Annotated in this window: 25 protein-coding genes; all 25 read right to left on the reverse strand. The window is 63.2% G+C overall.

From position 1 onward, the window contains the following. Position 1: 1 nt before the first annotated feature. The 25 genes from fliQ to MKK04_RS19180 all read right to left on the reverse strand — a co-directional run bounded on the left by fliQ (position 2) and on the right by MKK04_RS19180 (position 23,796). Entirely contained in the window at positions 2 to 271 is a 270-nt protein-coding gene (gene fliQ / locus MKK04_RS19060; protein ID WP_063912833.1) for a flagellar biosynthesis protein FliQ, read from the reverse strand. 21 nt (positions 272 to 292) lie between these two features. Then, the gene (gene fliP / locus MKK04_RS19065) at positions 293 to 1,060 is read right to left on the reverse strand and encodes a flagellar type III secretion system pore protein FliP (protein WP_207829813.1); all 768 of its coding nucleotides are present in this window, start codon (positions 1,058 to 1,060) and stop codon (positions 293 to 295) included. Continuing rightward, entirely contained in the window at positions 1,060 to 1,494 is a 435-nt protein-coding gene (gene fliO / locus MKK04_RS19070; protein WP_207829801.1) for a flagellar biosynthetic protein FliO, read from the reverse strand. The genes fliP and fliO overlap by 1 nt, the downstream gene beginning before the upstream one ends. A gap of 12 nt (positions 1,495 to 1,506) precedes the next feature. Further along, positions 1,507 to 1,977, reverse strand: a complete 471-nt coding sequence (fliN, locus tag MKK04_RS19075) for a flagellar motor switch protein FliN (protein WP_207829790.1) — start codon at positions 1,975 to 1,977, stop codon at positions 1,507 to 1,509. A gap of 47 nt (positions 1,978 to 2,024) precedes the next feature. Next, positions 2,025 to 2,993, reverse strand: a complete 969-nt coding sequence (fliM, locus tag MKK04_RS19080; protein ID WP_207829787.1) for a flagellar motor switch protein FliM — start codon at positions 2,991 to 2,993, stop codon at positions 2,025 to 2,027. A gap of 9 nt (positions 2,994 to 3,002) precedes the next feature. Continuing rightward, entirely contained in the window at positions 3,003 to 3,500 is a 498-nt protein-coding gene (gene fliL, locus MKK04_RS19085) for a flagellar basal body-associated protein FliL (RefSeq protein ID WP_207829775.1), read from the reverse strand. Between the two features lie 156 nt (positions 3,501 to 3,656). Further along, positions 3,657 to 4,928 carry a flagellar hook-length control protein FliK gene (locus tag MKK04_RS19090; protein WP_241105887.1) on the reverse strand — a complete coding sequence of 424 codons (1,272 nt, stop codon included), beginning with the start codon at positions 4,926 to 4,928 and terminating at the stop codon, positions 3,657 to 3,659. 72 nt (positions 4,929 to 5,000) lie between these two features. After that, positions 5,001 to 5,348, reverse strand: a complete 348-nt coding sequence (locus MKK04_RS19095; protein ID WP_207829760.1) for an Hpt domain-containing protein — start codon at positions 5,346 to 5,348, stop codon at positions 5,001 to 5,003. A gap of 48 nt (positions 5,349 to 5,396) precedes the next feature. Continuing rightward, positions 5,397 to 7,088 (reverse strand): fused response regulator/phosphatase, encoded by a 1,692-nt coding sequence (locus MKK04_RS19100; protein WP_233693722.1) that lies wholly within the window; start codon positions 7,086 to 7,088, stop codon positions 5,397 to 5,399. Between the two features lie 8 nt (positions 7,089 to 7,096). Further along, a complete protein-coding gene (locus MKK04_RS19105) occupies positions 7,097 to 7,402 on the reverse strand; it encodes an STAS domain-containing protein (RefSeq protein ID WP_013973600.1) in 306 nt (101 codons plus the stop codon). Between the two features lie 350 nt (positions 7,403 to 7,752). Further along, entirely contained in the window at positions 7,753 to 8,205 is a 453-nt protein-coding gene (fliJ, locus tag MKK04_RS19110) for a flagellar export protein FliJ (protein ID WP_233693723.1), read from the reverse strand. Between the two features lie 6 nt (positions 8,206 to 8,211). Further along, positions 8,212 to 9,567 carry a flagellar protein export ATPase FliI gene (fliI, locus tag MKK04_RS19115; RefSeq protein WP_207829750.1) on the reverse strand — a complete coding sequence of 452 codons (1,356 nt, stop codon included), beginning with the start codon at positions 9,565 to 9,567 and terminating at the stop codon, positions 8,212 to 8,214. Further along, positions 9,557 to 10,351, reverse strand: a complete 795-nt coding sequence (gene fliH / locus MKK04_RS19120) for a flagellar assembly protein FliH (protein WP_207829747.1) — start codon at positions 10,349 to 10,351, stop codon at positions 9,557 to 9,559. Before fliH ends, fliI begins: the two co-directional genes overlap by 11 nt. 161 nt (positions 10,352 to 10,512) lie before the next feature. Continuing rightward, positions 10,513 to 11,532, reverse strand: a complete 1,020-nt coding sequence (gene fliG, locus MKK04_RS19125) for a flagellar motor switch protein FliG (protein WP_013973604.1) — start codon at positions 11,530 to 11,532, stop codon at positions 10,513 to 10,515. Further along, entirely contained in the window at positions 11,525 to 13,303 is a 1,779-nt protein-coding gene (fliF, locus tag MKK04_RS19130) for a flagellar basal-body MS-ring/collar protein FliF (RefSeq protein ID WP_207829745.1), read from the reverse strand. The genes fliG and fliF overlap by 8 nt, the downstream gene beginning before the upstream one ends. A 15-nt stretch (positions 13,304 to 13,318) precedes the next feature. After that, on the reverse strand, positions 13,319 to 13,651 hold the full coding sequence (gene fliE, locus MKK04_RS19135; protein WP_013973606.1) for a flagellar hook-basal body complex protein FliE: 333 nt from the start codon (positions 13,649 to 13,651) through the stop codon (positions 13,319 to 13,321). Positions 13,652 to 13,872: 221 nt separating this feature from the next. Further along, positions 13,873 to 15,228, reverse strand: coding sequence for a sigma-54-dependent transcriptional regulator (locus MKK04_RS19140; protein WP_063912844.1), 1,356 nt, complete (start codon positions 15,226 to 15,228; stop codon positions 13,873 to 13,875). Next, a complete protein-coding gene (locus MKK04_RS19145) occupies positions 15,228 to 16,445 on the reverse strand; it encodes a sensor histidine kinase (protein WP_207829744.1) in 1,218 nt (405 codons plus the stop codon). The genes MKK04_RS19140 and MKK04_RS19145 overlap by 1 nt, the downstream gene beginning before the upstream one ends. 189 nt (positions 16,446 to 16,634) lie before the next feature. After that, complete coding sequence (fleQ, locus tag MKK04_RS19150) at positions 16,635 to 18,110, reverse strand: transcriptional regulator FleQ (RefSeq protein WP_063912846.1); 1,476 nt, start codon at positions 18,108 to 18,110, stop codon at positions 16,635 to 16,637. Between the two features lie 165 nt (positions 18,111 to 18,275). Continuing rightward, positions 18,276 to 18,569, reverse strand: a complete 294-nt coding sequence (locus tag MKK04_RS19155; RefSeq protein WP_241105888.1) for a flagellar protein FliT — start codon at positions 18,567 to 18,569, stop codon at positions 18,276 to 18,278. 16 nt (positions 18,570 to 18,585) lie between these two features. Beyond that, positions 18,586 to 18,987, reverse strand: coding sequence for a flagellar export chaperone FliS (fliS, locus tag MKK04_RS19160; RefSeq protein ID WP_061304368.1), 402 nt, complete (start codon positions 18,985 to 18,987; stop codon positions 18,586 to 18,588). Between the two features lie 127 nt (positions 18,988 to 19,114). Beyond that, entirely contained in the window at positions 19,115 to 20,503 is a 1,389-nt protein-coding gene (gene fliD, locus MKK04_RS19165; RefSeq protein ID WP_233693725.1) for a flagellar filament capping protein FliD, read from the reverse strand. Positions 20,504 to 20,586: 83 nt separating this feature from the next. Then, positions 20,587 to 20,940, reverse strand: coding sequence for a flagellar protein FlaG (locus tag MKK04_RS19170; RefSeq protein ID WP_233693726.1), 354 nt, complete (start codon positions 20,938 to 20,940; stop codon positions 20,587 to 20,589). Between the two features lie 76 nt (positions 20,941 to 21,016). Next, positions 21,017 to 22,456: a flagellin N-terminal helical domain-containing protein gene (locus MKK04_RS19175; RefSeq protein ID WP_233687573.1), complete on the reverse strand. Its 1,440-nt coding sequence runs from the start codon at positions 22,454 to 22,456 to the stop codon at positions 21,017 to 21,019. Positions 22,457 to 22,866: 410 nt separating this feature from the next. Further along, positions 22,867 to 23,796: a ketoacyl-ACP synthase III gene (locus tag MKK04_RS19180; RefSeq protein ID WP_025340093.1), complete on the reverse strand. Its 930-nt coding sequence runs from the start codon at positions 23,794 to 23,796 to the stop codon at positions 22,867 to 22,869. Positions 23,797 to 23,965 lie beyond the last annotated feature (169 nt).

A 23,965-nucleotide genomic window follows, 5' to 3' on the forward strand; every position in this document is an offset into this window, starting at 1 on the left:
GTCAACCGATCAGCTGCGGGATGTTGGTATAGAGGCTGGTGATGTACTCCATGAACTTCTGCACCAGCCACGGCCCGGCGATGATCAGCGTGATCAGCATCACCAGCAGGCGCGGCAGGAAACTCAGGGTCTGTTCGTTGATCTGCGTGGCAGCCTGGAACATCGCCACCACCAGGCCCACCAGCAGGCTCGGCACCACCAGCACGGCGACCATCAGGGTGGTCAGCCACAAGGCATCACGGAACAGGTCGACAGCAACTTCAGGTGTCATCGGCGGCTCTCCTTGACGGCGTCAGACGCCGCCGAAACTGCTGGCCAGGGTGCCCATGATCAGCGCCCAGCCATCGACCAGCACGAACAGCATGATCTTGAACGGCAGCGAGATGATCAGCGGCGACAACATCATCATGCCCATGGCCATCAGCACACTGGCCACCACCATGTCGATGATCAGGAACGGAATGAAGATCATGAAACCGATCTGGAACGCGGTCTTCAGCTCGGACGTGACAAACGCAGGCACCAGAATCGTCAGCGGCACCTGGTCCGGGCCGGCGATATCGGTGCGCTTGGACAGGCGCATGAACAGGTCGAGGTCGCTTTGCCGGGTTTGCGCCAGCATGAAGTCCTTGAGCGGCCCCTGGGCCTTGTCGATGGCCTGCTGGGCGGTCATCTGCTCCTTCAGGTACGGCTGCAGCGCGTCCTGGTTCACCCGGTCGAATACCGGGGCCATGATGAACATGGTCAGGAACAACGCCATGCCGGTGAGCAACTGGTTCGACGGTGTCTGCTGCAAGCCTAGCGCCTGGCGCAGGATCGAGAACACGATGATGATGCGGGTGAAGCTGGTCATCAGGATGACGAACGCCGGGATGAAACTGAGCGCCGTCATGATCAGCAGGATTTGCAGGCTGACCGAATATTCCTGCTGCCCGTCCGGGGTATTGGACAGGGTAATGGCCGGGATCGACAGCGGGTCGGCGGCCAGGGCCAGCGGCGCAACCAGCAGCAGCGCCACACCCAATAAAGAGCTCAACAACGTACGCAGCGCGCCGCTCATCACAACTTGTCCTTAGGGTCCTTGCCCATCAGCTCCATCAGCCGCTGGGCAAACTCCGGCGTCGCCTGGCGGGCGCTTTCCGGCACTTCCACGGGTTCGGCCAGCACATGCAGGGCCTCGATGCTGCCGGGGGTATGGCCGATCAGGATCTGCTCCTTGCCCACCTGCACCAGCAGCAGGCGGTCACGCGGGCCGATGGCCCGGCTGCCGACGATCTCGATCACCTGCCCGCCCTTGACCGCCGTGCTCTGCAGACGCCGCAGCAACCAGGCCAGGAAAAAGATCAGGCCGACCACCAGCAGCAGGCCGAAGACCATCTGCGCCAGTTGCCCGCCGAGGCTGCCAGGCGCAGCTACCGGGGTCGCCGCCGGCGTAGCCGCGGCCAGGCAAGCCTGGCTGGCGAGCAGCGCGGCGAAGGCCGCGATGGCGCGCATCGTGCCCTTCACTCAGCGCAGCTTCTTGATACGTTCGCTGGGGCTGATCACGTCGGTCAGGCGGATGCCGAACTTTTCGTTGACCACCACCACTTCGCCATGGGCGATCAGCGTGCCGTTGACCAGCACGTCAAGCGGCTCGCCGGCCAGGCGATCGAGCTCGATCACCGAGCCCTGGTTGAGCTGCAGCAAGTTGCGAATGTTGATTTCGGTACTGCCCACTTCCATGGAAATGCTCACCGGAATGTCCAGGATCACATCCAGGTTAGGGCCTTCCAGGCTGACGTTTTCGCTCGGCTTCGGCGAGCTGGCGAACTCCTCCATCGGCAGGCGACCCGCGCCGCCGGTGCTGCTACCGGTGTCGCCACCCAGCAGTGCATCGATGTCAGCCTGGCCGGCTGCACCGGTTTCTTCCAGTGCCGCAGCCCACTCATCGGCCAGTGCCTGGTCCTCTGGGGAGGTGATCTCGTTTTCGTTAGCCATGGTTTCCTCGACAGGCATTCAATTCGTTATGAGCGACCGGCACGCCGTCAGCGGCGTTCGATCGGGTCGATGATCTGCAGCGCCAGGTTGCCCTTGTGCGAGCCCAGGCGCGCCTTGAACGACGGCACGCCGTTGGCGCGCAGCACCAGATGCTCGGGCAGCTCCACCGGGATCACGTCGCCAGGCTGCATGTGCAGGATGTCGCGCAGCTTCAACTGGCGCCGGGCGACCGTGGCAGACAGCGGCACGGCCACGTCCAGCACGTCCTCGCGCAAGGCCTTGATCCAGCGCTCGTCCTGGTCGTCGAGGTCGGACTGGAAACCGGCATCGAGCATTTCCCGCACCGGCTCGATCATCGAGTACGGCATGGTCACGTGCAGGTCGCCGCCACCGCCGTCCAGCTCGATGTGGAAGGTGGACACCACCACCGCCTCGCTGGGGCCGACAATGTTGGCCATGGCCGGGTTGACCTCGGAGTTCATGTACTCGAAGGTGACCGGCATGATGGCCTGCCAGGCTTCTTTGAGGTCGACGAAGCACTGGTCCAGCACCATGCGCACCACCCGCAACTCGGTGGGCGTGAACTCACGGCCTTCGATCTTGGCGTGGCGGCCGTCGCCACCGAAGAAATTGTCCACCAGCTTGAACACCAGCTTGGCGTCGAGGATGAACAGCGAGGTGCCGCGCAGCGGCTTGATCTTGACCAGGTTGAGGCTGGTCGGCACGTACAGCGAGTGTACGTATTCGCCAAACTTCATCACCTGCACGCCACCCACCGCCACGTCGGCGGAGCGGCGCAGCAGGTTGAACATGCTGATACGGGTGTAACGGGCGAAGCGCTCGTTGATCATTTCCAGGGTCGGCATGCGACCCCGCACGATACGGTCCTGACTGGTCAGGTCGTAGCTTTTGATGCTGCCAGGCTCGGATGCACTCTCGGTCTGCACCAGCCCGTCGTCAACGCCATGCAACAGGGCATCGATTTCATCCTGGGACAGCAGGTCCTGTACGGCCATTGCGGACTCCTACTGCAATACGAAATTGGTGAACAGCAACTGGTCGACGACCGGCCTGCCGACTTCCTTCTGCGCCACTTCCTGGACCACCGCGGTGGCCTTCTGGCGCAGCATTTCCTGCCCCACCGGGCTACCGGCCAAGGTGTCGAAGCCTTGCCCGGAGAACATCATCACCAGGTTGTTGCGGATCACCGGCATGTGCACCTTGAGGGCATCCAGGTCGGCCTGGTTGCGCGCTTGCAGGGTGATGCTCACCTGCATGTAGCGCTGGCGACCGTTCTGGTTGAAGTTGACCACGAAGGCCGGGGCCAGCGCTTCGTAGATGGCCGCAGGCTTGACGTTGCTGGCTGCAGGTTCGGCGGCCGGGGCCGGCTCGCTCTTGTGCATGATGAACCAGGTAGCGCCCACCGAAAGGCCGATCGCCAGCAACAGGCCCACTACGGCCAGCAGGATCAGCTTGAGTTTGCCTTTAGTGGCGGGGTCTTTGACTGCTTCGCTCTTCGCCATGCCAATAATCCGTCGTCCATCGGGGGTTCAAGGGAGGATGGCTTGGCTGAGCAAGTGTTATGCCAGATTTTGGCTTGGGGGATGTTGCGCCTGTGAGATCGAGCGCCGCCCGCGCGGCGCTCGATCTCACAGGCGCCAAAAAAACCGAGCCCTACATCAAGCGTAATAATCGACCGCACTGTCACCCACTACCACCTGCTGCGCCACAGGCCGGGCGCTATCGACCGTCTCGGTGTCCCCCTGCTCGGCCCGGCGCGCCGCCACCCCGGACAGGTTGCTGCCTTGCGCCTGCCCCTGCTGCTGTTGCTGCCCGCGCGACTGGTCGGCCACGTTGACATCCGGCTGCGCCAGCCCTTGCTGGGCGAACAGCTCGCGCAGGCGGTGCACCTGGCTGTCGAGGGCGTCACGCACGCCGGCGTGGCCGCTGATGAAGGTGACCTGGGTCGACTGGTCCGTCGCAACATTGACGCGAATGTCCAGGCGGCCCAGTTCCGCCGGCTCCAGCTGGATATCCGCCGACTTGAGGTTCTGGCTGGACAGGTACATGACCCGGTTGACCAGGCCCTCGGCCCAGGCGTTCTGGTTCATCGGCAGCGGCTGATGCAATGGGCTGGCATTGGCCGGCACGGCATTGGCGGTCTTGGCCGTGGCGGCCTGGGTCAGGTTGGCCAGGCGGTTGGCGAAATCGTCGACGCGCGTATCGCTGCCGGCGCTCTTGGTGTCCTTCAGGCCATCTTCGAGCAAGGCACCAAAGGCCCTGTCGCCAGGCTCACCTTTTTCACCCTCGGCAGGCTCGACCAGATTCGCCAAGGTATTGACGGCCACCTGCCCCTCCTCGCCTTGAGCCTGCGCAGGGTCCAGGGCATGCGCCGAGGTCGCCCCCTTGGCCTGGGCGCTGTGCTCCAGCGCCAGACGCAAGGTCGGCAGGTTGGCCAAAGGGTCGGCGTCAGGGTCGAAGGCTTCCTCGGCGGCCGGCTCCTCGGGCAGCGCGGCCGTGACCGACGTCTGCACCTGCGCCGTGGCGGCTTGAAGCACCGGTGCCACCGCCTCGGCCTGGGCCTGGATCAGTTGTGCGCCTGGCTGGGCGTCGGTGATCTGGCCGGCCACCAGGCTGGCATCGCGCAAGCCGGTATCGGCCTGGACCTGGTCATCGGCTGGCAATTGTTTGCCGTCATCGGCAACCGCGGGCTTGTCGGCAGGGTCTTTCTTGCCGCCCTGCGCCGCCTCGGGTTTGTCCTTGGGCCTGGCCTGAGCCACCTTATCGTCCTGCCCGGCGACTTTGTCGCGACCCTGCCTGGCCATCACCTGACCAAAGCCGTCACCCTTGTCGCCCGGCGCCTGCAGCGGTTTGTCGGCCTGTGCGTTGGCCGAACGCGAGGTCTTGGCAACAGTGTTGCCTTGCAGCAATGGGTTGGGTGCGACAGGCATCGAGCGGTCTCCGCGCCAGAAACAAAAAAATCATCCAGCCACAGACAGGCAAGACTCGCGCCAAGTCGTGTATCAACCCGCCGAAATGCGTTGCTGCTCACCTCGGTAGAAGCGCTGCACCTCAAGGAACTCCTGGTCGATACGGTTGATCAAGTCCTCGATGCCATACAGCGGGGGCCGCCGCGCGCGCTCCTCCAGCTGCTGGCACAGGCTGGCCAACGCAACTGCGCCCATGTTGCTGCTGCTGCCCTTGAAACTGTGGGCCGCGGAACCAAGCTCTTCGGCACTTTTGGCCGCGTGCAGCTGGCCCAGGCGCCTTTCGGAGTCGTCGAGAAAAGTCTGCACCAACTGCAGGTAGCCCTCTTCCATGACCTCACGCAGGTCACTGAGCACCTTGTGGTCAATATGCATGTCAGTCACTTGTTCACTCCTTGATCAAGCCAGATTATGCCCGAGCCAGCCTGCGGCTCACCAGACGAACTCCACATGCGCGCAGCGCCCGCCCTCACTCCAGCGCGCGCTGCTGGTCAGCCGCCGCACCAGGTTCAGGCCACGCCCGCTCAGCCCCTGCTCCAGCGCGGGCCGCGACAGCACCCGCTGCACATCGAACCCGGCACCACTGTCACGGACCTCGATCTTCAGACGCCCACCCTCGGCAAGCGGTTCAACCTTGAAATCGACGCGCACGTAACCGTCGGTCAGCAACCCCAGGCGCCGGGCGCGCTCCTGATAATAGTCGGCAAAGCCCTGCCCATCGCACTTGAGCTGCGAGTCCAGGCCCAACACACCATGCTCCAGGGCATTGGAATACAATTCGCTGAGCACACTGTGCAGGTTGCCGGTACGCGCGCGCAGGCCGTGAATCTCTTGCAACAATTGCACCAGGTACGGCACCGGGTTGAAGCGTTTGAGGCTCTCGCCCCGCACCTCGAACCCCAGCGACCAGTCCAGCGGGCTGGAGCGGCCGCTATCAGAGTAGATCATTGGCGCCGGCACCCGCTCCTCGGCGCTGAACATCCGGATGTCGCACAGGCTGATGTCATCGCGCGGTCGCCCGCCAAAGCGCTCCAGGGCCTGCATCACTTCGTCGAACAGCCGTACCGGGTCACGGTTGTCGGCCAGCACCCTGCGCAGGCGCTGCACGCCGAACAAGCGCTCCTGGTCGTCGGCAGTGTCGAGCACGCCGTCCGACAGCAGCAGCAGGCGCTCGCCGGGCGCCAACGGCAACACCTCGGTGCTGTCATCGAAACGCTCGGCATCCAGAATGCCCAGCGGCAGGTGTCGTGAACTCAGCGCCGACAGCACCTGGCCATCCACCGCCAGGCGATAGCCGTCAGGCATGCCACCGTTCCACACTTCCACCGAACCGCGCTGCATGCTGAGGTTGAGCAGCAGCGCACAACAGAACATGTCCACCGGCAGGATGCGCTTGAGCTTGGCGTTCATCTCGCGCAGGACCTGCGCCATGCCGTAGCCCTTGGCGGTCATGCCGTAGAACACGTCGGCCAACGGCATGGCCCCTACCGCCGCCGGCAAGCCGTGGCCGGTGAAATCGCCGAGCAGCACGCGCATGTCGCCGGACGGGGTGAACGCGGCCAGCATCAGGTCACCATTGAACAGCGCATAGGGCGATTGCAGGTAGCGGATGTTGGGCGCGGTCAGGCACCCGGAGTGGGCCACCTTGTCGAACACCGCCTTGGCCACTCGCTGCTCGTTGAGCAGGTGGTGGTGGTGCCGGGCAATCTGGTCGCGCTGCTCCAGCACGGTGGCCTGCAACCGGCGCAGGCGGTCCATGGCGCGGATCTTGGCACCAAGGATCACCGCACTGTAAGGTTTGGCCATGAAGTCATCGCCACCGGCCTCCAGGCAGCGCACCAGGCCCTCCTCCTCATTCAGCGAGGTCAGGAAAATGATCGGCACCAGCGCCTCGCCGGCCAGGGCCTTGATCTGCCGCGCCGCCTCGAAACCATCCATCACCGGCATCAGCGCATCCAGCAGCACCAGCTGCGGGCGCCGCTCGATGAACAGCGCCACCGCCTGCTCGCCGTTTTCCGCGGTGAATACCTGATGGCCCTGTCGGCGGACGATCTGCGCCAGCAGCATGCGGTCGGCGGCACCGTCTTCGGCGACCAGCACGGTCAACGCCTGTTCGGCCGGCATGTCGGCGCTCAACTGATATCGAAGAGTTTTTCGAAATTGGAGATGGCGAGGATCTTGCGCACATCGGAGCTGGCATGTACCACGCGCACATCCGACTCATCGCCGCCCGCGTGGTCGCGCAGCAACAGCAGCATGCCGAGTGCGGAACTGTCGAGGTAAGTGGTGTCCTTCAGGTCGACGACCACCGAATCGGGCCGGCTGGGCTGGCGTTCGTAGGCGTCACGGAATTCCTGATGCTTGCCGAAATCGAAACGCCCCTTGATCTTGATCGTCAGTTTTTTCCCGTCCTGCGAAAAATCAGTCTCGACTGCCATGCTAGCGATTCCTTCGATGATGGCGGATGCAACTCCTTAAAGGTTTAGCAGGCGGTAATAGGGGTGGCAAGTATTCGTCATAGGCTTTGCAGCGCCTGCAAGGTCGAGCGCCGCCCGCGCGGCGCTTCGCGAGCAAGCTCGCTCCTACATCTGTTTCGGGCCAGTAACACCTGTACCGGCGCGCGCGACCGCCTTGTTTGTCCGGCACAATATCGAGGTGGCCACCAAAAGGACCGCGCGCCTCTGCCTCAGGAATAACTGGCCCGAAACAGATGTAGGAGCGAGCTTGCTCGCGATGCGCCGCGCGGGCGGCGCGCGATCTCACAGGCGCTGCAAGGCCCGTGACAAACCTATAGGTGAGCTTGCCGCGGCAGGCGCTGCGACAGCTCGTCGAGCAGCCGCTGCTCGCGCTTGTCTTCGGCGCGCCGGGCTTCGTCCAGGTAGCGCTGCACCAGCTTGCGCAAGCCTTCGACCCGGGCGTAGGCCTGCTGCCAGGTGCCGCGTGCGTTGTCGAGGTTGTTCTGGTGCCAGACCAGGCTCTGGCGCTGCTGGGTCATGGCCGTTTCCAGCTGCCCGAGGAAGCGCTGGTAATTGACCAGCCAGCTGCCATTGACCCCCTGCCCGCCACGGTTGATCCACTGCAGCTGGTAATCCTCACGAAACCGCTCGAGCTCGGCCAGCTTGGCCTGGGCTGTGGCCACCTGCTGCTGGAAATGCCCGAGGCGCTGGGCTGCCTTGCGCTCGGCCTCCTCGGCCATGTCCACCACCGGCGCCAGGCGCGCGGCGCGTCCGGGCAGCGCCACGGCCTATCAGCCTGCCGGGGGCGTGAAGATCGCCCCCAACTGTTCGCGGCTTTGCGCCATGCCCACGTTTTCGCGCAGGCCCTGGCGCAAAAAATCCACCAGCTTCGATTGCAGGGCAATGGCCAGGTCGGTTTCCGGGTCGCCTCCGGCCACATAGGCGCCCACGCTGATCAGGTCGCGGCTTTGCGACAGGCGCGACCACAACTGCTTGAACTTCTGCGCCTGGCGCAGATGGTCGGCATCGACCACCTGGGGCATGACCCGGCTGATCGAGGCTTCGATGTCGATGGCCGGGTAATGACCCTCCTCGGCCAGCCGGCGCGACAGTACGAAGTGGCCATCGAGTACGCCGCGCGCCGAGTCGGCAATCGGGTCCTGCTGGTCATCGCCCTCGGACAAGACGGTGTAGAACGCGGTGATCGAACCACCCCCCGGCTCGCCATTGCCCGCCCGCTCCACCAGCTTGGGCAGCTTGGCGAACACCGACGGCGGGTAACCCCGGGTAGCCGGCGGTTCGCCGATGGCCAGGGCAATTTCCCGCTGGGCCTGGGCGAAACGGGTCAGCGAGTCCATCAGCAGCAACACGTTCTTGCCCTTGTCGCGGAAGTACTCGGCAATACGTGTGCAGTACATGGCGGCGCGCAGGCGCATCAGCGGCGCATCGTCGGCGGGCGAAGCCACCACCACCGAGCGCTTGAGGCCTTCTTCACCCAGAATATGCTCGATGAATTCCTTGACCTCGCGGCCCCGCTCACCGATCAGGCCAACGACGATGATCTCGGCTTCGGTGAAGCGGGTCATCATGCCCAGCAACACCGACTTGCCCACACCGGTACCGGCGAACAGGCCCAGACGCTGGCCGCGACCGACGGTCAACAACCCATTGATGCTGCGAATGCCAACGTCCAGCGGCTTGCTGATGGGGTCGCGGTTCAGCGGGTTGATCACTGGGCCGTCCATCGGCACCCAGTCCTCGGCCTTCATCCCGCCCTTGCCATCCAGCGCGCGGCCAGCGCCGTCGAGCACCCGGCCGAGCATGCTCATGCCCATGGGCAGGCGACCGCCGTCATCCAGCGGCACCACACGGGCGCCGGGGGCGATACCGACGATGCTGCCGACGGGCATGAGGAATACCTTGGGCCCGGCAAAGCCCATGACTTCGGCTTCGACCTGCACCGGGTGGTAGCTGTCGTCATTGATCACCAGGCAGCGGCTGCCGACTGCGGCGCGCAAGCCTTCGGCTTCCAGGGTGAGGCCGACCATGCGCAGCAGGCGGCCTTCGACGATGGGCTGGACCGGCAGTTCGATGGCCTCGGCATAACTGCCCAGGCGCTTGCCGAAACTGGTGCGCTCAAGGTGCATCTGGGCTGTCCACGGTGCGGTCTGGCGGGGTGTCCAGGTCTATCGACATGTCCGGTGCCGCCGGGTGCAGCGAATGGTCGTGCAACTGGTCGAACAGTTGCGCCACGGCCTTCTCGATGCGAGTCTCCATGGTCGCGTCGATGCGACTGTGGGCGGTCTCGATGCGGCAACCGCCCGGTAGCAGCGCGCTGTCTTCCAGCAGCCGCCAGCTTTCCTCATGGCGTTCGCGCAGGGCCTTGGCCAGCTCGAAATCCTGCGGGTTGAGGTGGATGCGGATATTGTCCGCGCCCATGGGCAGCAGCTTGAGCGCTTCGCGCAGTACCTGGGTGATCTGGCTGGAATCGCCCCGCAGTTCGCGACCGATCACCTGGCGGGTCATGTGCGCCACCAGGTGGACCAGGGCTTTCTCGATCTGCGTGTCTTGTTCGGCGATCGGCTCCATCAGGTTGGCCATCAGCCGTTCAAGGCTTTCCAGCTTGGCTTTCAGGGCCTCTTCGGCTTCCTGGCGAACCTTGAGCTGGGTGCTGTGGAAGCCCTCGCGCTCACCGGTGGCGAAGCCTTCGTTGTAGGCTTCCTGGCGGATGGCCTCGAGTTCTTCCAGGGTCAGCGGCTGGACTTCTTCCAGCGGCACTTCCTCGACTTCTTCCTCGATGACCTCGGGTTCCGGCTCTGGTTCGGGTTCAGGCTCCGGTTCCGGGTCGAAGCTGGGCAGCGCCCACACGTCCACGCCCTCGAGGTCGCGGGCACGGATCAGGTCGCTGGGGTGATGTTCTTTGGTGGGCATGCTGTCATGTTCTCAAACCATGTTCAGCCGACACGGTCCCTGTGGGAGCGGGTTTACCCGCGAAAGCGTCGGCAGCGACAACCTCTATCGCCAGGTCCGACGCCTTCGCGGGTAAACCCGCTCCCACAAGGGGCGGCGTCGGTCTTCAGATCGCGAATACCTTAGATCATTTCCTCGGCGCCCTTGCCGCCGAGCACGATCTCGCCGGCCTCGGCCATGCGGCGGGCGATGGTGAGGATTTCCTTCTGCGCCGTTTCCACATCGCTGACCCGTACCGGCCCCTTGGCCTCCAGGTCGTCGCGCAGCAGCTCCGAGGCACGCTTGGACATGTTCTTGAAGATCTTGTCCTTGACCCGCTCGTCGGCGCCCTTGAGCGACACCACCAGCACGTCGGACGACACTTCGCGCAGCAGCGCCTGGATGCCACGGTCGTCGACATCGGCCAGGTTGTTGAAGACGAACATCAGGTCTTCGATCTGCTCCGACAGGTCGCTGTCGATCTCGCGGATCGCGTCCATCAGTGCACCTTCCACCGAGCTGTCGAGGAAGTTCATGATGTCGGCAGCACGCTTGATGCCGCCCAGGGTGGTACGCGCCGCGTTGGAGTTGCCCGAGAACTGCTTCTCGAGGATCTGGTTCAGCTCCTTCAATGCCGCCGGTTGCACGGTGTTCAGCGACGACACGCGCAAGACGATGTCCAGGCGCACCTTGTGGTCGAAGTTGCTCAGCACTTCGCCGGCCTGGTCGGGGTCGAGGTAGGCGACCACGATGGCCTGGATCTGCGGGTGCTCGTAGCGGATCACGTCGGCCACGGCGCGCGGCTCCATCCACTTGAGGCTGTCCAGGCCACTGGTGTTGCCACCGAGCAGGATGCGGTCGACCAGGCCGTTGGCCTTGTCCTCGCCCAGGGCCTGGTTGAGCATCTTGCGGATGTAGGCATCGGAGCCCACGCCCAGGCTGGTCTGGTCGCCGACGATTTCGACGAACTCGCTCATCACTTGCTCGACCTGGTCACGGTGCACATTGCCCATCTGCGCCATGGCCACGCCCACCCGCTGCACTTCCTTGGGCCCCATGTGCCGCAGCACCTGGGCCGCATCGGTCTCGCCCAGCGAAAGCAGGAGGATCGCCGCCTTGTCGACGCGGCTCAGCTTGGCGGTAACGGCTCGGTTATCACTCATCGGCGTTGATCCACTCTTTCACGACCTGGGCAACGCGGCCCGGGTCTTCGGCCACCAGGCCTTTGATTGCGTTGAGCTGTGCCTCGTAACCCTCGCTCGGGCTAGGCAGCAGAATGCTTGTCGGGCCACCCAGACTGACGCGGTCGTTGGCCAGTTCGCCATCCAGACCCATCATGCCGCCCAGCTCCATGTCGCTGTCCGGGGCAGCCTGCTTGCCGCCCCCTGTAATGTTGTTCAACACCGGCCGCAGCACACCGAACACCAGCACCAGGATGAACACTACGCCCAGCACCTGCTTGACGATGTCCCAGAACCACGGCTGCTGGTAGAAGGCGATGTCGGCGATCTCTTCGCCACGGTCGGCGGCGAATGGCACGTTGATCACCGTCACGCTGTCGCCACGGCTGGCATCGAAGCCGACCGCATCCTGCACCAGGCGGGTGAAGCGTGCCAGGTCCTCGGCGCCCCACGGCGCACGGGTGGTGTCGCCGGTGGCCGGGTCGATCTTGACCTGGTCGTCCACCACCACCGCCACCGACAGGCGGGTCATGCGCCCCTGCTGCTGGCGGGTGTGGCTGATGGAACGGTCCAGCTCGAAGTTCTTGGTGCTTTGCTGGCGCTTGTCCGACGGGTACGGCGCGAGCATTGGCTGACCGGTGGCCGGGTCCATGATCTGCTGGCCGTTGGCATCCACCAGCGGCTGGCCAGGCTGGATGGCCGCGGCCGGGGTAGCGGCACCACCAGTGGTCTGCGGTGCCGAGGCAGGGCCTGGCGGCTGGTTGCTCAGCGCGCCGGGCACACCTTGCGGGCCCTGGCTGCTGGCACGTTGCTCGTCGACCGACTGCTCGCTGCGCAGCGCCGGCTGGTCGGGGTTGAACTGCTCGGAGGTGGACTCGACCGCGCTGAAGTCGAGGTCGGCGGACACTTCGGCCTTGTAGCGGTCATTGCCCAGCACCGGCTGCAGGATGTTGTGCACCCGCTGGGTGAGCATGCTTTCCACCCGGCGGCTGTAGTCGAACTGCTTGCCTGCCTGGGTCAGGGCGGTGTCCTGGATCTGCTCGGACAGCAGGTTGCCCTTCTGGTCGACCACGGTGACCTGGGACTTGTCCAGTTCCGGCACGCTGGTGGCGACCAGGTTGACGATGGCCATCACCTGCCCGGCTTCCAGGGCACGGCCCGGGTACAGCTCGACCAGTACCGAGGCACTGGGCTTGCGTTCGTCACGCACGAACACCGAACTTTTCGGGATAGCCAGGTGCACGCGCGCGCCCTTGACGTTGTTCAGGCTGGACACGGTACGCGCCAGTTCGCCTTCCAGGCTGCGACGGTAACGGGTGGCTTCCATGAACTGGCTGGTGCCCAGGCCCTGCTCCTTGTCGAGCAGCTCGAAGCCGACATTGCCATCGCTCGGCGCCACACCAGCAGCCGCCAGCTTCAGGCGCGCACGGGAGAGGTCGTCGGCCTTGACCAGCAGAGCGCCGGAATTGGGCTCAACGTTGTAAGGGATGTCGGCAGCGGCCAGGGTGTCCATGACCTGCTTGGTGTCCATACCCGCCAGGCTGCCGTACAGCGGGCGGTAATCGGGTTGTTGCGACCACAGCACCACGGCAAAGCCGATCGCCACGCTGGCGGCCAGGCCGACCATGAGGCCGATCTGACGCAGCATGGGCATCTGCGCGATGTTTTCCAGAAACGCCATGCCGAACAGCGGTGGTTTGGCCGCTGGCGGGCCGCTTTTGGCGGGGGCGTTGTCGACGACTGCTTCAGCCATGGTTTACATCCATCCTCAAACCGGCATCTGCATGATGTCCTGGTACGCCTGGACCAGCTTGTTGCGTACCTGGGTCAGGGCCTGCATCGACACGCTGGCCTTTTGCGAAGCGATCATCACGTCGGTCAGGTCGACGCCACTCTTGCCGATCTCGAAGGCGTTGGCCAACTGGGTCGAAGCCTGCTGCGTCTCATGCACCTTGCCGATGGCCTGGCCGAGCATGTCGGCAAAGGTACTCTGCCCCGGTGCCAGCTCGGGGGCTGCGGCCACCTTGGGCAGCGACATGGCATCGGCCTGCATGGCCCGCATGTCCAACATCAGACGATTGAATTCAACACCTTGGCTCATGACCCTTCTCTCTCCTGCGGCCGCATTTTTTTGACAGTCATGCGGCGAATAGCCAACCTAAAGCAACAAAGGTGCCAGCCTACAGGGCTCAGGCAACATAGCCCTGCGGGAGCGGGTTCACCCGCGAAGAATGCGACACGGTGTATGGCACCGGCTTCGCCGGTGTTCGCGGGTAAACCCGCTCCCACAAGGGCCGCACGCGCAGCAGGATGCGGTGTCAGTCAGCCGAACAGACTGGCCTCGACGTCGAATCCGGCATCACGCATCTGTGCCAGCTTGTAGCGCAAGGTGCGCGGGCTTATCCCCAGGCGTTCGGCCGCCTCTTTGCGGCGACCGCGCTCGGCGCGCAGGGTGTCGATGATCATCTGGTACTCATGACGACGCATGTCATCGCCCAGCCCGCCAGCCTCGACCACCACCTCAGGGGATGGCTCGATGCTAGCCGACAATGGAATGGCGCCTGCCAGACAAAAATCCGCCGCCTCGATCACCCCGCCCTGCTGCAGGATCAGCGCCCGTTGCAAAGCGTTGTCCAGTTCGCGCACGTTGCCCGGCCAGGCATACGTCTGCAGGCAGGCCCGGGCCTGGGGCGACAGGCGAACCGGGGCATGCTTCATCTTCGCCACATGACGCGCCAACAGGCGCTCGGCCAGTTGCAGGATGTCCCCTGGGCGTTCGCGCAGCGGGCGCCAGGCCAGAGGGAACACCGACAGGCGGTAGTACAGGTCTTCACGGAAACGCCCGGCAGCCACTTCGCCAGCCAGGTCACGGTTGGTGGTGGCCAGCACGCGGATATCCAGGCTGATCGGCTTGCGCCCGCCTACCCGCTCCACCTCGCGCTCCTGCAGCACGCGCAGCAGCTTGGCCTGCAAGGCCATTGGCATTTCCGAGATTTCATCTAGCAGCAGAGTGCCGCCTTCGGCCTGCTCGAACTTGCCGGCCTGGGCAGCAATGGCGCCGGTAAAGGCACCCTTCTCGTGGCCGAACAGGGTGGCCTCGAGCATGTTGTCAGGGATGGCCGCGCAGTTGATTGCCACGAAGGGCTGCGCCGCCCGCGGCGACTGCTGGTGAATGTAACGCGCCAGCACTTCCTTGCCGGTGCCGGACTCGCCGGAAATCAGCACGGTCGAGTCACTGCGCGCCACGCGCGCGGCCAGCTCCAGCAGCTGACGACTGGCCGGCTCGCACGCCACCGGGCCTTCTTCTTCAACCACCCGCCCGGCGGCATGCCGCTCGACCAGGCTGAGCAACGCCTTGGGCTCGAACGGCTTGACCAGATAGTCGGCGGCCCCCTGGCGCATCGCCTCGACGGCACGCTCCACCGCGGCATGCGCGGTCATCAGCAACACGGGCAATTGCGGGTGCTGGCGGCGCAGCTGGGCCAGCAGTTGGTGCCCATCCATGCCAGGCATGTTCACATCACTGACCACCAGGCTGAAAGCCTCTTCCAGCACCGCCTCCAGCGCCTCCTCGGCACTGCCCACCGCCAGGTAGTCGAAACCGCCGATTTCCAGGGTATCGCCCAATGCCTGGCGCAATACGCGGTCGTCCTCGACCAGCAGTACCTTGATCGCCACTACATGCCCTCCGCCAGTTGCCCGTCGATCAACGGCAGCTCCACCCGCACACAGGTGCCACGACCGACCTTCGAACGCAGGCCGATCTTGCCCTGGTGCGCGCGCACCACCGCCTTGACCACCGCCAGGCCCAGGCCAGTGCCAGTGGCCTTGGTGGTCAGGAACGGCTCACCCAGGCGGCCGAGCAGGTCTGCGTCGATGCCACTGCCGGCGTCGCTGATGCACAACTGCAGGCTACGCTCGCGGCGGAACAGGTGCACTTTCAGTCGCGCCGGGCCGTCGCTGGCTTGCAGCGCATTTTCGATCAGGTTGAGCAGGGCACCGACCAGGGTGTCGCGGTTGCACAGCAGTTCACCCAGGTGGCTGTCGCACTGCCAGCGCACCGCGTGCCCTTGCACATGCGCTTGAGCCGCTTGCTGCAAGGCCTGGAACAGGGCTTTTGGCGTGACCCGATCACCCAGCGGCAGCTCGCCACGGGCGAACACCAGCATGTCGCGCACCTGGTGCTCCAGTTCGTGCAGGCGTTCTTTCAGGGTACCGGCAAAGCGCTGGCGGGTTTCCGCACCCAGGTCTTGTTCAGGGTCAGCCAGGTGGCTGGCGTAGAGCATGGCCGCCGACAGTGGCGTGCGGATCTGGTGCGCCAGCGAGGCGACCATGCGCCCCAGCGACGACAGGCGCTCGTGGCGGGCCAACTGATCTTGCAGCCGGCGGGTCTCGGTCAGGTCGTTGAGCAGCACCAACTGGCCGGGCTCGGCATCCAGCGAGCGGGTGGCAATGGACAGACGGCGACCGTCGCGCAGCGAGACTTCGTGACCATCATCCTTGCGCGGGGCAAAGCTGCGGGCGATCACCTGGCGCCACAGCTGGCCAACCAGCGGCTCGCCGAGCAATTCGCAGGCGGCCGGGTTGGCTTCGCGTACCAAGCCCTGGCCATCGATCACGATCACCCCGCCGGGCAGCAGGTCCAGCAGGTTCTGCAGGCGGTTGGCCAGGCGTTCCTTTTCGCCAAGTTCGTCGATGCGCTGGGCGCTGACCACTGCCAGCTCACCCTTGAGCTCGCTGACCCGGGCTTCGAGCAGGCTGTAGGACTGGCTCAGCTGGCTGGATACCTGATTGAACAGGGCGAAGGCCTGCTCGACACCCTGGCGACTTTCCTGCTCGACCGGGGTTCGCCCCTGCGGAACGGGGGCTCGGGATACGTGGGCGGCCTGGGGCATCTTGCTCTCTCGCGTGGCTGACCGTCATAAAAACGGTGTGGTGCCAGCGATGTAGCAATAGCCGTGCCGGAGATGGGGGATTTAACGCATGGCTTGAGATTTGTGGCGGGGCGCAAATCGAGCGCCGCCCGCGCGGCGCTCGATCTCACAGGCGCCATCAAGACCAAGCCGAACACCCCGGCCCGACCGTCAATCCTCCGCCTGTTCCTCGCCACCCTGACGGCTCATGCCGTACTTGCGCATCTTCTCGACCAGGGTGGTACGACGAATGCGCAAACGTTCAGCCGCGCGCGCAACGATACCGTTGGCATCGTCCAGCGCCTGCTGGATCAGGCCCTGCTCCAGGCTACCCAGGTAGTCCTTCAGGTCCAGGCCTTCAGGCGGCAGCATGGCGTGGCCGCTGAAATTCGGCGTATGGCCGTTGATCGCCACACGCTCTTCCAGGTCGCTGCGCAGGCTGTCGACCATCTGCTCGTCTTCGTCATCGACGTAACGGAATTTCTTCGGCAGCTCGGACACGCCAATCACCCCATAGGGGTGCATGATCGCCATACGCTCGACCAGGTTGGCCAGCTCGCGCACGTTGCCCGGCCAGCCATGGCGACACAGCGACATGATCGATGCCGAGTTGAAGCGGATGGAGCCGCGCTTCTCGTGCTCCATGCGCGAGATCAGCTCGTTCATCAGCAGCGGGATGTCTTCCACCCGCTCGCGCAGCGGCGCCATCTCGATGGGGAACACGTTGAGGCGGTAGTACAGGTCTTCGCGGAACGTACCCTCCTCGATCATGGTCTCGAGGTTCTTGTGGGTCGCGGCGATGATGCGCACATCGATGCTCTGGGTCTTGTTGCTACCCACGCGCTCGAAGGTACGCTCCTGCAGCACGCGCAGCAGCTTGACCTGCATCGGCAACGGCATGTCGCCGATTTCGTCGAGGAACAGGGTGCCGCCGTTGGCCAGCTCGAAACGCCCGGCACGGCTGGTGATCGCCCCGGTAAAGGCGCCCTTCTCGTGGCCGAACAGTTCGCTTTCCAGCAGTTCGGCCGGGATCGCGCCGCAGTTGACCGGCACGAATGGCGCTTCGCGGCGCTTGGAATGGTAGTGCAGGTTGCGCGCAACCACTTCCTTGCCGGTGCCGGACTCACCCAGGATCAGCACGCTGGCATCGGTATCGGCCACCTGCTGCATCATCTGCCGCACGTGCTGGATGGCACGACTGGTGCCAACCAGGCTGCGGAACAGGTTGGGTTCGCGCTGGCGCCCACGCTCGCGCGCCTGGTCGTACATCTCGCGATAGACCTGGGCACGGTGCAGCGAATCCAGCAGTTGGCTGTAGCTTGGCGGCATTTCCAAATTGGAAAGCACCCGGCGGCGAAGGTCTTCCGGGAACTCCGCAGAAGAAATTTCACCTAAAAGCAGAACTGGAAGGAACTCATCCCACCCTGCCACTGTCTTAACGAGCCCAAGGAGATTGCCCGGAGCGTTTACAGTGCCAATGAGCACGCACAGCACTTCGCGACTCGAAGACAACGGCTCGACCACTTGCTGCCAGTCCTGGCTGGAGCAAGCGAGGTTTTCTTCGCCGAGAAAGTTCAGCACCACCGCCAGGTCGCGGCGGCGTGCGCTGTCGTCGTCGATCAGCAGAATCTTGGTTTCACGCCACATGCAATAGCAACTTCCCTAGTCATATCGGCGCCCGAAGGCGTGCTCGACATCATTCCGACTGAATGGTCAGTGTTCGGACGTCTGAAATTCGAAAACAGCCACTAGTAAAGTCAAAAAGGCCCGCACAGTCAAATTTATGGCGCCTTTCATTCAGTTGTGCGCATCTTAACTGAAGAGATGGTAAACCTTCGAAGCATTTTTCGCCTGATTGATCCGCATCATCTCTTCGGCAATAGCCTGGCGTTCACCGGTTGTCACATCGATCAGACTGCGGTAGACCTGCAGCACCCCTTCCAGCTTCTCGCGCAGCAACGCCTGGTCCATCGCATGGGTTTTCAGCACCTCGTCGATGCACGCACGGCAGGCCACATCCAGCTTGGCAATGGCATCCCAGTCACGCTCACCCAAGGCGCCGATCAGGGCATCGCAGGTGTCATCGAGGCGTTGCAGTGCGTTCACGGTATTCTCCTTGCCGTCAGCTGGCGGGCTGGGCGTCGGCGATCCCGTCCCAACCGCTTTTAACGGTAATCAGCAACTGGGCAACTTCATCGATGATGCCGGCATCGTTGTCGACGTTGGCCTGCATCAGGCGATTGGTCATGTACACATACAAGGCGTCGAGCTTCTCGACATACTCCGGGTTTTCGCTTTTTTCAGGCGACAAGCCGTCGCGCAAGCCGATGATGATGTCGATCGCCTTGCCGAGCATCAGGCCCTTCTCCGCGATATCGCCGCGCGCCATGGCGCCCTTGGCCTGGGCCATGCGATCGAGGCCGCCCTCCATCAGCATCTGCACCAGGCGATGGGGCGTGGCTTCGGAAATCTGGGCATGGGAATTGACCTTCTGGTACTGACGAAGGGCTCTCATGGGATTCATCTTGCGACCTCGTGACGGGCAGACTTAAAGGGGTGATATTCCCTGTATCGGGCAGGCGGCGAAAAACTTTACCGGCCGATGACATGAAGCCGGGCATCATGCCCGGACTTCATGCAATGTTCACGGATTAATCGTCGCTATTGGCTTTGTTCAGCGCGTTGAGGGTACTCAGCACCGAGTTCTGCTGCTGGCGCAGCTGGGTGACCAGGGTATCCATGTTGTTGTACTTGTCCTGCAAGCTCTTTTGCAGGGCTTCCATACGCGCATCCAGGGTGTCCTGTTCGGTCTTGAGCTTGGTCAGGCTCTCGCTCAGGGTCTTGGAGCGCTCGGCAAGGGTACCGGTGCTGGCCTTGGCAAACGGCTCGGTCACCTTCTGCAAACGCGCCAACAGGCCGTCCTTGCCATTGAAGATACTGGTCAGGTCGGCCGCATTGCTGGTAGCCGCCTTGTCCCACTTCTTGTCGTCCAGGCTCAGCAGGCCGCCGTCCTGGGACGAAGTCACGCCGAACGCGGCAAGGGACTTCAACGTGCCATTGCCGGATACGGCATTGAGCTCTTCACGAATGGACGTCATCAGTGCACGCATCGACGCATCACCCGTCAGCGCTGCTGCGGTCATGGAACCATCGGCATTCTTGGTGACTTTGGTTTCCGTGTTGAGCACCGTCAGCAAAGCATTGTAGGTATCAATGAAGCCTTTGAGGCCGGACTTCAGCGCGGTGCTGCTGGTACTCAGCGAGAGCACGGTGGGCGTCAGCTCCCCGCTCGTGGCGTTTTTCGGAGACGTGCCGACCAGCTTGATGTTCAGGCCGCTGACCGCATCAGTGATGTCATTGGTCTTGGACTTCATGGCAATGCCATCAAGCGTGTACTCGGCATCGGTGGGCGGATCGATGACGGTGTAACCGGTATCGATGCCGGAATTTCCCGAAAGCGTGATATCGGAACCCTCACCCATCTTGGTCGAGGTAATGATCAAGCGCGAGCCCGAGGCATCCGTCAGCACGTTGGCACTCAGGCCCGCCACGCCGAACTGGCTGTTGATGCTATCCCGCACCTGCTGCAGTGTCGCGCCCGGGGGAACGCTGAGGTCGTAATCCTTGCCACTCTGGCTGATCTTCAAGGTGGTCGGAGTGGAGCCGGAATTGACTACCGAGCCGGCGCCGCCGGCATAAACCTTGGTCGACACTTTCGAGGCAGTCGCAAGCTTGCTGACCACCAACGAGAATGAACCGTTGGCCGCCCCCGTGCCCATGGTCACGGTCGCAACCTTCTCATCCGAGGATTTCAAGCTCAGACCGCCGAAACTGTTGGTATCGGTCATGTTGGTCAAAGCGCCGCGGAAGGCATCCAGGGCCGCCTGGATCTTGCCGATCGAGGACAACGTGGTGGTTGCCTTCAGCGTTTGGGTATTGATCTGCGCCTGCTTCGGCGCCTTCTGCGCGGCCACCAGGGATTCCACGATCGCCTGGGTATCGATGCCCGAGCCAATACCGCTGACTGTTGTACCTGCCATCATTGCTCTCCTTGTTCAGTAGCTGCCGGATCCTTGGCGAATGAATCCATCAAAAAGTCGACAGCAACAAAAATCATGCCAGCCTATACCTGATCATCGAACAGCAGGCTGCCGGCTTCACTCAGGCTCTGGGCGAGCTTCAGTGCCGTTTCCGACGGAAGTTGCCGGATCACTTCTCCCGACTGGGTGGCAATCACCTTGACCACGACCCGACCGGTGGAATCATCAATGGAAAAATCCAGCTGACGCTGGCTCGACTGGACGAAATCCCGGATCTCGTCAACTGCCTTTTCCAGGTCTTCGCGCGAGTGTGGCTGTTTTTTTTCGGTGGCCGCAGCTTCCTGCACCTTGGCAGGTACCAGCGGATCCCGATCAGCAACAGGCGCCGGGGGCAACGTAGAGGGATACACCTGACCCAGCTTGACACTCATGTCCATGTTTCGAACTCCTCATGTCAAAAAGGGTGAAAGGGCACGTAAACGCACCCTTTCACCCTTTACTCAGGCGCCTGAATTACTGGAGCAGTTTCAGGACCGAGGATGGCAGCTGGTTAGCCTGCGACAGGATTGCAGTCGAAGCCTGTTGCAGAGTCTGCTGCTTGGTCAGCTCGGCAGTTTCCGAAGCGAAGTCCACGTCCTGCACGGTAGAGCGGGCAGCGGTGGAGTTCTTCTGGATGTTCTGCAGGTTGTCGACGGTGGTTTGCAGACGGTTCTGGGTAGCACCCAGGCCCGAACGGACGCTGTCGATCGAACCGATGGCCTTGTCGATAACGGCCAGAGCATTCTGGGCGTTGACGGCATTGGTCACGTCGGTATCGGCGATGGTGGTCTTGGCCGACGAAACCGAAGCGGCACCGAACAGGTCGGTAGCACCAGTACCGGTAGCGCCGTTGGCGATGGAGTAGCCTTTGGCAGAGTCCAGGGAAACCTGGCCAGTTACCACCGAGTCGGTACCTGCGGTAGCGGACAGTGCAGTCAGGGCAGGATAGGCGCCGCTGCCGTTCTTCGCACCCACGGAGATGGCGTCACCGCCGGCCTGCGACTTGAAGGTCAGGTTTTCACCGGTGTCGGATTTGACCTCCAGGTTCTGGGTCGATTCGTCGTAGTTGACGCTGATACCCAGTTTGGCGGCGTTGGACTTCAGCTGGTCAGCCAGGCTTGCAGTATCGGTTACGCCGATGAAGCTGACGGTGCTGCCGCCTACAGTCAGGTCGAAGTTGGCTGGAGTGGTAGCAGCAGCGGCGCCAACGGAGAGCTTGACTTCGGTGCTGGCAGCTGCAGTCAGGCCACCGATTGCACCATTGAGCTGGGCGGCAATGTCTTTGGCCGAAGCACCAGCGGCGTAGCTCACGGTTTTGGTCTGACCGTTACCGGTTACAACCAGATCGGCAGCAGCCAGGCCAGTCGCGGAAGGAGCGATGGTGCCGGACTTGATCTGCTGCGAACCGATGCTCTTGGCCGAAACGTTATCCAGGGCCAGGTTGATGGTTTCGTTGGCGTTGGCGCCGACCTGGATGGCCTTGGTGCCGTACGAGCCGTCCAGCAGCTTCTGGCCACCGAAGGTGGTGGTTTCCGAGATACGGTTCAGCTCAGCGGTCAGAGCCTGGTATTCGTCGTTGTTCGACTTACGGTCGTCGGCGCTCAGCGAGCCAGTAGCCGAGGACAGGGCCAGGGTACGCATTTTCTGCAGGATGTCGGTCGAAGCCTGCATTGCACCTTCAGCGGTCTGAGCGATCGAGATACCGTCGTTGGCGTTCTTCACAGCCTGGCCCAGGCCGTTGATCTGGCTGGTCAGACGGTTGGCGATCTGCAGGCCGGCAGCGTCGTCTTTGGCGCTGTTGATGCGCAGGCCCGAGGACAGACGCTGCATCGAAGTGGTCTGGGCGTTGCTGGCCTTGGTCAGGTTGCCCTGAGTGGTGATCGACGCAATGTTGGTGTTAACGGTTAACGGCATGACGAAATCCTCGTTGGATGGGTACTGCGGCTTCCGGCCTTGGCAACCGCCGGATTGGCCTAGAGAACCTTCGTAATAGTTATCGTCGGGTGCGCGGGTTGCTTGAGGGCCTTTTTGAAAAAAAAATGCTGGCACGAGGCCAGCCCAGAGAAATCAAGGGGTTAAGGGCGGTTTATTGGCGTCAAAAACCGTGCGAGAGCAGGCTAAATGCCATATCAGTAGCACCATCCCTCCCCTGTGGGAGCGGGCGCGCCCGCGAAGAAGGCAACTCGGTGGTTGGCACCGGCTTCGCCGGTGTTCGTGGGCATGCCCGCTCCCACAGAAACCGTGTGACGGCCACGATTTTCTTTCGAGCATTAAAAAAGCGCCGGGCGGTGGCCGCCGGGCGCTTTTTTTGGACTGCTGAGGGATCAGTCGCGATACAGGATGGCCGAGCCCCACGACAGGCCCACGCCAAAGCCGCTGATCGCCACGCGCTTCCAGCTGCCGTCGAGCATGTGCTTCTGCAGCAGCAGCGGCACGCTGGAGGAAACGGTATTGCCGGTTTCCAGCATGTCTTTCACGAACTTCTCCGGGTGGTCCTCTTCGAAACGCCGGGCCACGGCATCGACAATCGCCGCACTGCCCTGGTGGATGCAGAAGGCGTCGATATCCGACGACTTCAGGCCACTGGCATCCAGCAGTTCGTGCAGGTGCGCCGGCACCTTGACCAGGGCAAAGTTGAACACCTGGCGGCCGTTCATGAAGAACTTGCCATCACTGACCTTGAGGTGCTCGGCGCCGGAACCGTCGGTGCCGAAGCGCGCCTGGCCCAGGTTCCATACCGCGTTTTCACCCATCCAGGTGGCCGTGGCCGCATCACCGAACAACATGGTGGTGTTGCGGTCTTCCGGGTCGACGATCTTCGAATACGGGTCGGCGGTGATCAGCAGGCCGTTCTTCAGCCCTGCCGCTTCCATGAAGCCCTTGATGGCGTACAAGCCGTACACATAGCCGGAGCAGCCCAGCGACACGTCGAACGCCGCCACGCGGGTGGACAGGCCGAGCTTGCTCTGGACGATGGCGGCGGTGTGCGGCAGGCCTTCTTCGTCACCGTTCTGGGTGACCACGATCAGCGCATCGATCGATTGCGGGTCGAGGTCGGGGTTGCTGGCGAACAGTGCCTGGGCGGCTTCCACGCACAGGTCGGAGGTTTCCTGTTCAGCGGCCTTGCGCGGCAGGAACGACGCGCCGATCTTGCCGAACATGAACTCTTCGTCCTTGCCGAACTTCGCACCCTGGACATAGTTGTCCAGGCCAGCGGTGGGCACGTAACTCGCAATGCTTTTGATGCCAATCATTCTGGCTTCCCAATGAAAACAGCCAAAGACCACCACTCGATGAATTGAGGGCGCCAAATACCGGAACGTCACCGCTGGGGGTTGAAGGCAGTGCTCGCCTGCGCACCGGTAACAAAATGCTGCAACAGCTGCTGCATAGAATACAGGGAAGATGACCGTTTTGACTCAT

This window comes from Pseudomonas sp. LS.1a (assembly GCF_022533585.1).
Lineage (GTDB): Bacteria > Pseudomonadota > Gammaproteobacteria > Pseudomonadales > Pseudomonadaceae > Aquipseudomonas.

Excerpts from the sequence above, each read along its gene's own strand:
- fliD (WP_233693725.1), bottom strand. The coding sequence starts at position 20,503 with ATGGCAGGTACAACAGTCAGCGGTATTGGCTCGGGCATCGATACCCAG.
- MKK04_RS19170 (WP_233693726.1), bottom strand. The coding sequence starts at position 20,940 with ATGGACATGAGTGTCAAGCTGGGTCAGGTGTATCCCTCTACGTTGCCC.
- MKK04_RS19180 (WP_025340093.1), bottom strand. The coding sequence starts at position 23,796 with ATGATTGGCATCAAAAGCATTGCGAGTTACGTGCCCACCGCTGGCCTG.
- fliE (WP_013973606.1), bottom strand. The coding sequence starts at position 13,651 with ATGAGCCAAGGTGTTGAATTCAATCGTCTGATGTTGGACATGCGGGCC.
- fliI (WP_207829750.1), bottom strand. The coding sequence starts at position 9,567 with ATGCACCTTGAGCGCACCAGTTTCGGCAAGCGCCTGGGCAGTTATGCC.
- fliF (WP_207829745.1), bottom strand. The coding sequence starts at position 13,303 with ATGGCTGAAGCAGTCGTCGACAACGCCCCCGCCAAAAGCGGCCCGCCA.
- fliS (WP_061304368.1), bottom strand. The coding sequence starts at position 18,987 with ATGAATCCCATGAGAGCCCTTCGTCAGTACCAGAAGGTCAATTCCCAT.
- fliO (WP_207829801.1), bottom strand. The coding sequence starts at position 1,494 with ATGCGCGCCATCGCGGCCTTCGCCGCGCTGCTCGCCAGCCAGGCTTGC.
- MKK04_RS19090 (WP_241105887.1), bottom strand. The coding sequence starts at position 4,928 with ATGCCTGTCGCACCCAACCCATTGCTGCAAGGCAACACTGTTGCCAAG.
- MKK04_RS19145 (WP_207829744.1), bottom strand. The coding sequence starts at position 16,445 with ATGCCCCAGGCCGCCCACGTATCCCGAGCCCCCGTTCCGCAGGGGCGA.
- fliQ (WP_063912833.1), bottom strand. The coding sequence starts at position 271 with ATGACACCTGAAGTTGCTGTCGACCTGTTCCGTGATGCCTTGTGGCTG.
- fliH (WP_207829747.1), bottom strand. The coding sequence starts at position 10,351 with ATGCCCACCAAAGAACATCACCCCAGCGACCTGATCCGTGCCCGCGAC.
- MKK04_RS19105 (WP_013973600.1), bottom strand. The coding sequence starts at position 7,402 with ATGGCAGTCGAGACTGATTTTTCGCAGGACGGGAAAAAACTGACGATC.
- fleQ (WP_063912846.1), bottom strand. The coding sequence starts at position 18,110 with ATGTGGCGTGAAACCAAGATTCTGCTGATCGACGACGACAGCGCACGC.
- fliM (WP_207829787.1), bottom strand. The coding sequence starts at position 2,993 with ATGGCCGTACAGGACCTGCTGTCCCAGGATGAAATCGATGCCCTGTTG.
- fliN (WP_207829790.1), bottom strand. The coding sequence starts at position 1,977 with ATGGCTAACGAAAACGAGATCACCTCCCCAGAGGACCAGGCACTGGCC.
- fliL (WP_207829775.1), bottom strand. The coding sequence starts at position 3,500 with ATGGCGAAGAGCGAAGCAGTCAAAGACCCCGCCACTAAAGGCAAACTC.
- MKK04_RS19175 (WP_233687573.1), bottom strand. The coding sequence starts at position 22,456 with ATGCCGTTAACCGTTAACACCAACATTGCGTCGATCACCACTCAGGGC.
- fliG (WP_013973604.1), bottom strand. The coding sequence starts at position 11,532 with ATGAGTGATAACCGAGCCGTTACCGCCAAGCTGAGCCGCGTCGACAAG.
- MKK04_RS19100 (WP_233693722.1), bottom strand. The coding sequence starts at position 7,088 with ATGCCGGCCGAACAGGCGTTGACCGTGCTGGTCGCCGAAGACGGTGCC.
- fliP (WP_207829813.1), bottom strand. The coding sequence starts at position 1,060 with ATGAGCGGCGCGCTGCGTACGTTGTTGAGCTCTTTATTGGGTGTGGCG.